The following is a 10,539-nucleotide window of genomic DNA, read 5'->3' on the forward strand; positions in this document are numbered from 1 at the left end:
TCACCGCGCGCCACGGAGAAGGAGATTCCACGAACGGCCTCGAAGCCTCCGGCGTAGGTGCGCCGCAGCTCCTCGACCTCGATCACATCTGGCATCCTGACTCTTGAGTGGTGAAGGTGGCGGTCAGCAGAGGCATCGTTTCCGCGATCCCGCTTGCAGCTCCCCGTGCTTGCTCAAGGCCGGGGGCGTCTCTCCGACGAGAGATCTTTCCGATGGGCAGCCTACGCCATCTCTCCCGCACTGCGCATCCTCACCAACATCAGGTCGTCGTTGCGTAGTTGGCTGGCAAATGGCGCTGCAACCCTTCCCTGCACGGTGGTTGGTCTCCGAGAGGCCGTCCACCGTGCTCACCCCACTTCCTGGCCGCCGATCTGGGGCCGCTGGCCCTCGGGCGGCCGGTTGTCGGCCACTCCGCCAGGTGATGCCTACGCCGGCCTGCGCGCCTGGCAGGATCCGCAGTCGGCGACGGTTCGATCATCGGGTGGTGCCGGACGGCAATCTAGGTCACCTGGGATATCCACGGTGGGTAATCGGGCCTGCGGACGGCCGTGGGGTGGTGAGACTGATGACGCGCAGGGCGAGATACCTGGACGTCCTGTGCGTTGCATCGGCCTGCCCTGGTCCCCGTGACCTGCGGCATCTGGGCCCCATACGCTGACGGCACCACCCCACGGAGGAACTCACGTGCGTACTGACGATCACCCCGCCGCTGATGGCCAGGAGGCCAACCTCTCGGACACCGAGGGAGCAGAGGCCGAGGCGGCCGTGCCACCCCCCGGAGCCATGCCGCTGGAGGACCGGAGCACCGCGTGGAAGGTGCACGGCGAGACGCTGATCTACAACAGCGAGTGGATCCGGCTGACGAGTTGCGATGTGGAGACGCCCGACGGCACGCGGTTCGACCACCACAAGGTCGTCCTGAAGGCGGCCTCGGTGGTGGCCATGGTGGACAAGGACGAGCGGGTGTACATGATGTGGCGCCACCGCTTCCCCTCCGACATCTGGAACTGGGAGCTGCCGGGAGGCCTCCTCGACCCCGGCGAGTCCGCGGACGAGGCTGGCAAGCGCGAGCTCCTGGAGGAGAGCGGCTTCGTGGTGGACGGCGCCTTCGAGCACGTGGCCTCGTTCGAGCCGATGATCGGCATGGTGACGAGCCCGCACGACATCTACATCGCCCGTGACGTGCGGAAGGTTGCGGAGCCGACCGAGGTGAACGAGGCGCAGCGCGTGGCCTGGATCCCGCTCGACGACATGCTTGGTCTGATCGCCGAGGGGAAGATCGCCAACAGTGGCACGCTCGTGGCGGTCCTGTACCTCCTTGCGACCCGCAAGGGCCAGGACCACTGATCGCCCTGCGGTCTACACCGTCTGCAGGATGTTCTCGATGCGGCGCCGCTGACGCTCGGAGTGTGTGACCAGGGCTAGCTCCTGGGCCAGACCCGCCTGTCGGCGTGCCTCCTCGAGCTCGCCGCGCCTTCGCAGCACCACGGCCAGGTCGCAACGCACACCCGCCTCGGCGCGGTTGAAGCCGTCCATCGCTTCGAGCGCGGCCGTCAGGTCCTGCAGCGCCTCGTCCGCGCCGAGAGTGGCCAGGCAGTTGCCTCGCCACCGGTCGAGGTGCGGTCCGGCCAGGAACAGGAACGGAAGAGCAGGGTCGGCGGGGTCGCGGGGGCGGGCGGCGTCGGCCCGGTCCAGGGCTGCCCGGCAGGCGACGTCCTCGTCGGCGGCCGCGTGCGCCTCGGCCTGGGCTGCGTGCAGCCATGTGTCCATCAGCGGAGGGAGCCGTCCGTCGGCTTCGGCACGGGCGTGCTCCACCTGCTGCACCGCCTCCTGGACACGGCCCAGGTCGAGAAGCACGTAGGCCTGCTGCGCGGTGGCGTGGGCCAGCAGGGCCGGTGATCCGGCCTCGCGGGCCGCCGACTTGGCCGTCTCGTGCAGCTTCCAGGACTGGACGTAGTTCCCCAGGTCGAGAGCTTGCCATCCGGCCAGCGTGGCGGCCTCGGTGAGCGCGGCCGCCAGGGCTGTGCGGGCCCCGGGGGCGGCGCTGAAGTGCATCAGCGACTCCATGTGGTCGACCTGGGTCTGCAGCCCCGGCAGAAGCTGGGCGGCGCCGAGTCGGCGATCGAGCTGCCGTACCCCGTCGACTTGGAGGGCGAAGAGCTTGGCGACGCTCGCGTCTGCGGCGCTGGCGGCCGCCAACTCGCGCTGCAGGGCACGTTGTTCCTCATTGAGGGGTAGCTCGGGGGTGCGAGGCGGGGGCGGAGCGGGTGGTGTTGCACGGACTGGCAATCTTGCAGGATCGATTCTTCTGCTCGGCTGCTGAGGGGGGTTGGGCGAGGCTTCCCAGGGGCGGTCAGCCAGGCCCAGGAGACGTCCGGGGATGTGGAGTCCGTCTGCGACGCGCTCGATGAGCTCCATCTTCTCGATGGCTCGCCGCCCGGCGATGATCTCGCCCACGCGGCTGGGCGTCATCTTGCATGCGCGCGCGATCTGTGAGGGATAGATCCCAGCTCTTCGGACGATGCTGAACAGGGTTGTGAAGTCGCGGGACTTACACGCCTCAATCATCTGGGGATCGCGGAGGATTCGCTCCGGGATCGCGACCTGCTCCTGTTCTTGCATGGGCACACTCCTGCACCGGTGGCGATCGCTGAGTGTACCCACCGCGAGTATCCACGTGGACCTTGTTTGGCGATCTTCCTTCTCGTCAGGCTGCTTGCTACGCGATTAACAGGTGGGAGCGAAGGGAGCAGTCGTGCAGGTGTTGCGCAGGATGTCATTCGAGGGGCAGCGCCCAGGCCCCACTTGCCCGAGGGCACTGGCCGCGTGGGCCGGACGTCCGTCGGTGGTGTACAGCCGTCGGCTGGGGCCCAGTTACCGGGATTCACCGAGGTTGATGGAGTGGGCCACGACGAAGGCGGCGGTGTCCATCACGGTCTGCTCGACGGCCAGCGGGCGCATCTGTGCGTCCCACACGGTCACGCGGGAGTCAAGCACGAAGCGTCCGACGGGAATCTCGAGAAGGTCGCAGTCCTCTCCGGAGGGAGCCCTGCCCCGGGTTTCCGCCACACCCTCCGCGGGGGAAAGCCCGAGGTCGGACAGCAAGACGGTCAACCGGCGCGGAGAGGCGTCATCCTTGGCCGCGCCGGTTGCGGGGACCAGCTCGGCAGGAACGAACGTGCGCGTCAGCATCACAGGCCGGCCCTGGACGGAGAACCGTGCCGTCCAGGTCAGGGCTGTCTGCTTCGCGCCGAGTCCCAGGACGGATGCGACTCCCGCAGGCGGCTGCATGGAGGTGACACCGATCAGGTCGATGTCGAATGCCCGGGGCTCGCCCGCGGACCAGGCGCCGGCCCTCCCCTGGGGCTCGGCGGGATCAGGACAGGGCTCGTACCTGATCGCCAGCGGGGTCTGCGCGTACACACCGGATCCGCGCCGTCCGATGGCGTGCCCGTCGTTCTTGAGGAGGTCGACGGCGCGGTTGATGGTCCGGCTCGACACCCCGAAGTGCGCGGCGAGCCCGTCCTCGCCGGGCAGTCGCTCACCGTCCGCGTAGACGCCCTGCGCGATGTCCGACCGGAGCTGGTCAGCGATGTCCACAAACACGCGCTGCGCGCTCGACGCGTCAGTCATACCGCTCCTCCCAGCTCTCCAGTCGGACCCTGATCGTACGGGGCGGAACGGCGTGTGACGAAGCCAGACACTGGCGCGTGAACCATAGCGGCGTAAAGTTCCTTACGGAACCTCTTGAGTTCCTTACGGAACTTCTGCTTAGCTGTGATCGGCACCGAGCGGCCCAGCAACCAGGGGCTGCATGACTGCCCGCCTCTACTGGCGTGCTGCGCCTGCACATCCAGGCGCAGCACGCCTGCCAGAAGCGGCGGTTGCGGTTCCCCGCCTGCGGCGCCAACCGCCCCACGAGCAGTACGGGATGCGGCACCACGCCGGGCAGGCGGCTGCACCACTACGTCGGACGACCGCATAGTCCTGCGGCGACGCCGACAACGTCCAACAACTGCACAGCGCGATCCACCGCACGCACAACAGCCGTGACCCCGACATCGAGAGCCGTGGTCCGCCAGCTGCAGCGAGTGGAGACCAGCCGGCCGAGAAAGGGCCCACGCCCACGACGTACCGCGCAACCGGCTCAAAGGAACGACGCGACTGACCTTGACGCTGCAACGACGCCCGGGCGGATCTCCCCGGGGGAAGCAGCCTCGCGTCCAGAGATCACCGCGCGGCATCGCCGTGCACCAACCAGCAACCAACGTCGCCGGTGCTCCCGAGCCGCTCAACTCGGCGCGCACCGACGGCCTCGGCTGCTGGTGGCCCAGCCACCCCGCCAACCGCACCCCACGTGCACCCGCACGACCCACCCACCAGATCCGGCGCCTGCCCGCGCCGGAGTCCACCCGACAGCAAACGACCTGTGGAGGTACGCCATGGACTGGCGACACAACGCGGTATGCCGCGAAGAGGACCCCGACCTGTTCTTCCCCGTCGGCAACACGGGCCCGGCGTTGCTGCAGATCGAGGAAGCCAAGGCCGTGTGCCGCCGCTGCCCCGTGATGGAGCAGTGCCTGCAGTGGGCGTTCGAGTCCGGCCAGGACTCCGGCGTCTGGGGCGGTCTCAGCGAGGACGAGCGCCGCGCGATGCGGCGCCGCGCCGCCCGCAACCGAGCCCGCCAGGCCTCGGCCTGAGAGGACGGCGCCCCGCCCGCTGCGGCGCGGACGATCCGCTGCCCCGGACAGCCAGGCGCCGTGCCCGACCCCGAGGAAAGCGGGGTCGGGCACGGCCCCGGCCGCCCGGCTCGGCAGGCCATCCCTGCGAGGGAGCACACCGCCCGGACGACCGGCGCGGATCGGTGCGGACACACCGGTCCACCGCCACGCAACTACCAGAACCGACCTGGAGGACGCAGCAGTGAAGAACCATATCGCCGACGTTTCCCGACGGATGGAGCGCATCCGGCAAGCCGCCACGGGCGCTCAGCTCGCCCGGCACAGCCGCGAGCAGATCGAGCGCGCCAGCAGCGGCGACCTCGTCGCATGGGACTGGGACGCCTACTTCAACTCCGGCAACCGACCGGCTCCGGAACCCCGCGGAGGAGTCGTCCCGTCGCGGGCTCCTCGTCTGCGGCTGGTCCGAGAGATGGACTGGGACGCCTACTTCAACAGCGGAAGCGTGCCGGGCCCGGGGCCCGTGCCGCAGGCTCGAAACCTCCCGCACCGCAGCCGCCCGGTGCGTTCCACCCCCAGGAGCCGGTCGGCCACCTAGCCCCTGCTGCGGCGCCGGGGCGTCGTGCCCCTCGCACGACGCCCCGACCGCCTACTCCCCCAACTGTTCTGCCTGGGGGAGCACCCCTGAGGGTTCTTCGCCTCGCACTTCGACCACGGGCGCCGGGACATCTGGCGGTCCGAAGAAGATCCCGCGTCCCGGACCGCCCTGTCGAGCATCGCGGCAGTGTCCGGCCCGGTGTCCGAGGAGAGCGGCGACCGTCTCCGAAGCCCGACAAGCCGAACAGGACGGAAGCACATGACAACTGACGCACAGCCGAACGCTGACCACGTACACGAACTGGTCGAAGCGGTCCGCGAGCAGGCCAGGGTCCCGGCCGACGAGCCATACCGCATCCCCGGGGCGCACTTCACCCCGCCGAAACCAACCCCCACCCCGCAACAGCGCTGAGGAGCGATCCGCACCATGGCCCCCGCCACGCCAACCACAACCAAGGCCCCGCCGCCTGCCGTACGGGTCGTGACCGCCGAAGACGCCGACAAGGCGCGGAAGGCAATCGCTGACCTGGAACGGATCGAACGCCTGGTGACCACGGTCCTGGTGATTCTGGGTGTCGGGGGCCTCATCTTCACCGCCGTGAATGTGACCGTGTTCGCGAAAGAACACCACGTCCACTGGGCCATTGCATGGATGCTCGACCCGCTCGTGTCGGTGTCGCTCCTGGCGGCCCTGTTCATCGACGGGAAACTGTCCACTCACGGCTACCGCCCCGGCGGTTGGCCCTTCGCACTGCGCTGGTTCGCCGGCCTCGCCACCTGGCTGATGAACTGCTGGGGCTCGCTGTACCCGGACGCGGTGTTCACCGGATGGCCCGACCGCCCGGACCCGGCCGGCCTCCTCCTCCACTCCGTCATCCCCGTCCTGGTCATTTTCCTGGCCGAGGCGGGGGCCGGGTACCGGAAATTCGCGGTGGGCAGGAAGACCGTCCACCTGAACACACTGAGTGACTGGAAGGACCAGGAGGAAGCGCGCCGAAAGGCCGACGCTGACGAGGCCCGACGGCGCGCGGAAGCCGAGCGCGCGGACAAGGAAGCGGAGCGCAAGCGCGCCGCGGATCTGGCCGCGGAAGAGAAGCGCGCGGCGATCGAAGCCCAGAAAGCGCGGGACCTGGCCGACGCGGAAGCGCGGAGGATCCGCGCCGAGTCCGAGGCGGAAGCGCGGCGCGCGGCTCAGGCCCGCGCGGACGCGGAAGCGCGGAGGAAGGCCGACGCGGAAGACGAGGAGCGCCGCAGAATCGCGGCGGCCGAGGAAGCGCGCGCGGCGCAGGAAGCGCGGGAGCAGCAGGCCCGGATCGACGCCGAAAACGCGGAGCGCGCCGCCCGGCTCGCCTCGGTGGCGAAGGCCCACGAAGCCGAGCTGGAGCGGCAGCGGATCTTGGCAGAAGCCCAGGCCACGGCCATGCGGACCCAGGCAGAAGCCGCCGCGGAAGCGGAGCGGCTTCGAGCGGAGGCGCAGATCAAGGCCGACGAAGAGGCGCGGGAGGAGCGCCGCAAGGCCGCGGAAGCGCGGCGCGCGGCGACCGCAGAAACGGCCGCGACTCCGGTCGCGGAAACGCCCGCGAAAGCGCGGAAGCTCTCCGCGGTACCGCAGGCCCGCACCGCGGAAGCGGACGACGTCCGGGGCGCGGAAGCGAAGCGAAAGCAGATCGAGGCAGCGACCTTCGAGGCCGCAGTTCTGGTCCTCCTGGACGCCGCACCGACCCGGAAGGAATTCGCCGCGCGGTACGGCCGCGGAGAGACCTGGGGCCGCGATCGGTATGCCGACGCCGACAAGGCCATGGCCGAAGACGCGGACTTCGCGGCCCGCGTCCTGGCCGAAGCGGAGCGCCGGACGGACCCCGCCACTGCTAACTCCGCGTAGCCGGTAGGCCGCCAGTAGGTGGTAGTCGGCGGCGGTAGCTCGGTCATCCCGTGCCCTCGTCGCCCCCAAGGGGACCGCGGGAGGGAGATCAGCTACCGCCGCCGGCCACGACCCCCTGGAGTACCGCGCATCCGGCCTTCACCCGATGTGAAGCCCGCGCGCCACCCACACGTTCAGAACAACCCCCCAGAGAACACGGAGTGATTTCCCATGCTGCGGCGCCCCCTCGCCTTCTCCCGCTTCAACGATGCAGACCAGCCGCGCACGGTGACGTACTACAGGGCCCGGATCCCGGCGATCGACCCTCGGTCCATCCCGAGCGGCTCCGCCCGCGAGTCCGTCGACGTCCGCCAGGTGGTCGGAGATCGGCTGCCCGCTGGATTCGACTGGGCTCCGCGCCGACCGACCCTGACCGTGATCGAAGGCGGCGACCCCACGGCGCCGGGCCCCGACGAGATACTGGCGCGCGCCGCGATGGTCCGCGCGATCGCGCGGTGGGGGGTGCGCGCGGCATGAGCACCGATCAGGTAGAAGCTGCGGCCCCGACCGTCGGCGAGGCACCGGAGAAGGAGTCGACGAGGGGTCCAGTCCGCGAGGTCAACGACTTCCTGGCGGACCTGGACAACGTCCTGGCGACGTCGACCGCGCCGTCGATCCCGGCCCCGACCGCCGAGCCAGACCCGGCACCCGACGCCGCCGCGACCATGCCCGATGTCGACCTGGACCTGGAGGTGGACCGTCCGGTAGAACCCGTGCCCGGCCCGGTCGCCGCTCAGCCCGCGCCCGTCGCGGCCCCCGCCCCAGCCCGGCCAGCGGATGACTGGTGGACCGACGTCTATCAGGATGACGCCGCAGACCAGGACACCTTCACCGGCAACGTCCCGGCGCGGCGCCCCGCCCCGGTGGCAACGCCGCCCATGTCGAAGGACACCGCCGCCCCCGACCAGCCGGTTGCTGCAGAGGACGGCGCCGACGATGCGGACGGCGGCGACCACGACGAGAGGCACGAGCCGAAGAAGATCTGGGCCTGGTGGAAGAAGGATCACGCCGTCCAGGACGGTGACCCCGACGAGCCCGACGCAGAAGAGGCTGACGACAAAGAGGCACCGGCACCATCCGCAGCGGGCGGGTTCACGGCCGCGGTCAAGAACGCCGGCCCGGTCATCGCGGGCACCGTAAATGGCGGCGGCCTGGTCGACAACCCCCGGGGCCGCCAAGTCGTCTTCGCCGGAACCGCATACGGCGCGGGCTGGGGTCTGCACCTGGACGACTGGGTCACCAACCTGATGACCCACGCGGACCAGTACGCCACACCCGTGGGTGGCTGCGCCCTGGGCCTTGGGGTCCTGGGCCTGGCAACGCGGTCGAAGTGGGGCGGTGTCCTCTTCGTCTCCTCGCTGGGCCTGATCACGGTCCTGCAGATGGCCCGGCCCGCCTGGGTCGTCGGCGGCGGCGTCGCCCTGGGCCTCCAGGTCGCCTACCGCATGGTCCGCGGCTGGGCCGGCCACTACGGCGAGAAGTGGCCCTGGAAGGGCGTCATCTGGGCCGCCCATGTTCCTGCCGCCACGGCCACCGTGGCGGTCCTCCTGTTCGGTACCAACTGAGAATGAGAAGGCAGAGAAGTGAATCAGGTTTTCGGAGCGATCGGCTTCACCGGCGGCGCGGTCGTGATGACGGCCTTCTTGATCCTTGGCGCCCGGGGAGCTTGGAAGGTCAAGCTCAGCCACGAAGGCGTGATCGTAGTCGCGTTCGTCACGGGTCAGTTGTACGCGCAGGCCGGCGAGACCTTCGCCTTCCTGAGCGACATGAGCGGAGGCCTGTCCCAGGCGATCCAGTCCAGCTTCGGCAACGGGGCCAACTTCGGGGCGGGCGCCGTCGCCATCCTGGTGACACTGCTCGTGTACGGCCTCAAGCCGTCGAAGTTCCGCAACGGTGTCCTGGCACTCATGCTGCCTTCCCTGTACACCGCAGCGGGCGGCCTGTTCGCCACCCTCACGCACATGATCAGCAACCTGACCGGAACGGTGGTGGCCTGACCATGGCCGTCAACCTGGTCAAACCGGACCCTGATGATGGCGATGACGGTCTGGCGGATGTCGTTGACCTGGTGACGGTCGACGACATGGCGGAGAGCAACGAAGGCGTGGCGGCCACGCCGTCACGCCTTCGGGCGTGGTGGCACGAGGTCCTACAGGATGCGGAACACAGCGCCACGGGGCCACGGCCCCGGTTCATGACCCGGCCCGAGCTCGGCGCGCACCACTTCTTCAACCGCGCCGGTCTGGCCACCATGAGGATCGGCACCGTGGTCATCTTCCGCGGCACCTGGACCCTCACCCGCCGCGGCTGGGTGCTGGTTCTCGGCCAGGTTCGGAATGGGAAAGGCGCGAAGTCGGCCCCGGCGCAGTCCGCCACCGGAGAGACTGGGGACGCTGCACAGGCCAAGACCCCGGCGAAGGGGCGCGGCCGGAAGCCCGTCCGGAGGAAGAAGGGGGCGAAGAAGAAGACGGCCACGACGGCGAAGTCCAGTACGGGTGACATCATCCTCGGTGGGGCGTTGATCGCCGGGATGGGCGTCATGTTCGTGACGAAGACCGTGTTCCCGATGATCGGCGCCGCGGTGGTGGACGCCGCGTCGTGGGTGGTTGACCACCCGGTGGACGTGGCGCGTGGAGGCGGTGGCGTGGTGATCGTCTTCATGGTGATCGCCTGGATCGTCGGGGGAGTCGTGGGTGTCCCCGCAGTGCATGAACACGAAGAGGAACAGGACAGGGAGGTACGGGAGGAAACCGCAGCAGCAGAAGCGGAATCGCCTGAAGATCAGGAAGAAGACCAGGGGAGTGGGGAAGCGGAAGCCGATCCGGCCGGTGGGGAAGTGCCGGTTCTCTCCCTCGAGGAGCAAGCCGAACGGGAGCGGATCCGGGTCTACGAGTGGGTGCGTGAGAGCATCAAGAAGCCCACCGGAAGCGGTGTCGCGGTGCACCTCCGAGAGCTGTGGTTGAGCCTCCAGAAGGAGGGGGAAGTGGGCCCCAGTATGGCCGACGTGCGGGCCCTGCTGGAGGCTCATGAGATCACCATCCGGGATGGGGTCAAGGCCCCCGCTTCCGATAAGGGCGGGGCCACCCGTAACCGGCCCGGCGTGCACTCCGATGACCTTCCTCAGTCCTTCACTCCCCTATCCACTCCTGGGTCCAACCTGATCCGCCTACTACCGACCTACCAAGCCTCTGACCTGCAATAACTACCGCTGACCTACCCGCCGCCTACTCGTCGAGTAGGCGGCCTACCGGTCCACCAGCGGACGCTCCGGGCCCTCGTCCGGAGCGTGCGCCGGCCGACCGGCGGCCTGACTGAAAGGGAGTGAGCACCCTTGTCCCCGAT

General features: G+C 69.5%; 11 protein-coding genes. 9 read left to right on the plus strand and 2 right to left on the minus strand.

The window, feature by feature from the left end; translation table 11 throughout:
- The first annotated feature begins 684 nt into the window (after positions 1-684).
- The gene (locus tag ABZ404_RS27890; RefSeq protein WP_358837413.1) at positions 685-1,347 is read left to right on the plus strand and encodes an NUDIX hydrolase; all 663 of its coding nucleotides are present in this window, start codon (positions 685-687) and stop codon (positions 1,345-1,347) included.
- Between the two features lie 12 nt (positions 1,348-1,359).
- On the opposite strand, the gene ABZ404_RS27895 is transcribed toward ABZ404_RS27890, so the two are convergent.
- Together ABZ404_RS27895 and ABZ404_RS27900 are read right to left on the minus strand one after the other, a co-directional pair.
- The gene (locus ABZ404_RS27895) at positions 1,360-2,199 is read right to left on the minus strand and encodes a hypothetical protein (protein ID WP_358837412.1); all 840 of its coding nucleotides are present in this window, start codon (positions 2,197-2,199) and stop codon (positions 1,360-1,362) included.
- 675 nt (positions 2,200-2,874) lie between these two features.
- On the minus strand, positions 2,875-3,633 hold the full coding sequence (locus ABZ404_RS27900) for a UTRA domain-containing protein (RefSeq protein WP_358837411.1): 759 nt from the start codon (positions 3,631-3,633) through the stop codon (positions 2,875-2,877).
- An 809-nt stretch (positions 3,634-4,442) separates the two neighbouring features.
- Here ABZ404_RS27900 and ABZ404_RS27905 point away from each other — a divergent pair.
- From ABZ404_RS27905 to ABZ404_RS27940, 8 genes are all read left to right on the plus strand, one after another.
- A complete protein-coding gene (locus tag ABZ404_RS27905; RefSeq protein WP_358837410.1) occupies positions 4,443-4,700 on the plus strand; it encodes a WhiB family transcriptional regulator in 258 nt (85 codons plus the stop codon).
- Positions 4,701-4,923: 223 nt separating this feature from the next.
- Complete coding sequence (locus ABZ404_RS27910) at positions 4,924-5,277, plus strand: hypothetical protein (protein WP_358991014.1); 354 nt, start codon at positions 4,924-4,926, stop codon at positions 5,275-5,277.
- 258 nt (positions 5,278-5,535) lie between these two features.
- Positions 5,536-5,688, plus strand: a complete 153-nt coding sequence (locus tag ABZ404_RS27915; protein WP_358835349.1) for a hypothetical protein — start codon at positions 5,536-5,538, stop codon at positions 5,686-5,688.
- Positions 5,689-5,757: 69 nt separating this feature from the next.
- Positions 5,758-7,158, plus strand: a complete 1,401-nt coding sequence (locus tag ABZ404_RS27920; RefSeq protein WP_358835350.1) for a hypothetical protein — start codon at positions 5,758-5,760, stop codon at positions 7,156-7,158.
- A 210-nt stretch (positions 7,159-7,368) separates the two neighbouring features.
- Positions 7,369-7,674 carry a hypothetical protein gene (locus ABZ404_RS27925; RefSeq protein ID WP_358835351.1) on the plus strand — a complete coding sequence of 102 codons (306 nt, stop codon included), beginning with the start codon at positions 7,369-7,371 and terminating at the stop codon, positions 7,672-7,674.
- Positions 7,671-8,762 carry a hypothetical protein gene (locus ABZ404_RS27930; RefSeq protein ID WP_358835352.1) on the plus strand — a complete coding sequence of 364 codons (1,092 nt, stop codon included), beginning with the start codon at positions 7,671-7,673 and terminating at the stop codon, positions 8,760-8,762. The genes ABZ404_RS27925 and ABZ404_RS27930 overlap by 4 nt, the downstream gene beginning before the upstream one ends.
- 18 nt (positions 8,763-8,780) lie before the next feature.
- Positions 8,781-9,194 carry a hypothetical protein gene (locus ABZ404_RS27935; RefSeq protein ID WP_344436784.1) on the plus strand — a complete coding sequence of 138 codons (414 nt, stop codon included), beginning with the start codon at positions 8,781-8,783 and terminating at the stop codon, positions 9,192-9,194.
- Positions 9,195-9,196: 2 nt separating this feature from the next.
- Positions 9,197-10,399: a hypothetical protein gene (locus tag ABZ404_RS27940; RefSeq protein ID WP_358835353.1), complete on the plus strand. Its 1,203-nt coding sequence runs from the start codon at positions 9,197-9,199 to the stop codon at positions 10,397-10,399.
- Positions 10,400-10,539: the final 140 nt, after the last annotated feature.

This window comes from Streptomyces sp. NPDC005878 (assembly GCF_040629815.1).
Taxonomy (GTDB): domain Bacteria; phylum Actinomycetota; class Actinomycetes; order Streptomycetales; family Streptomycetaceae; genus Streptomyces.